This is a genomic window from Halomonas llamarensis, from assembly GCF_023555005.1.
Classification (GTDB): domain Bacteria; phylum Pseudomonadota; class Gammaproteobacteria; order Pseudomonadales; family Halomonadaceae; genus Vreelandella; species Vreelandella llamarensis.
On record NZ_JAMJPJ010000147.1, the window covers coordinates 1 to 255 of the forward strand.

The following is a 255-nucleotide window of genomic DNA, read 5'->3' on the forward strand; positions in this document are numbered from 1 at the left end:
CGTTAAGACTGATTTCCACTTCCTGGTTGGGCAGCCCCAGCTGATAAAGGCGGCGGTGAGGCACTTCTTCGCGAATACTTTTAAGCGTCAGGTAGCCTGTTTGAAATAGCATGGCGTCGGTCGAGATGTCATCCACATCAAAGCGGCTCAATAATGTGGGCCGACTGTGCCAAGCAGTGAGTGCGGGGGTATATATGCCGCGCTCTTTCAGCAATTCAACCAAAAACGTGGGTGTCGCCGACTCAAACCAGTAAG

1 pseudogene is annotated in these 255 nt (G+C 52.2%); it reads right to left on the reverse strand.

Annotation, left to right across the window (positions count from 1 at the left end):
* Positions 1–255 (reverse strand): annotated as a pseudogene (locus M8006_RS17985) (hypothetical protein); the annotation flags it as partial.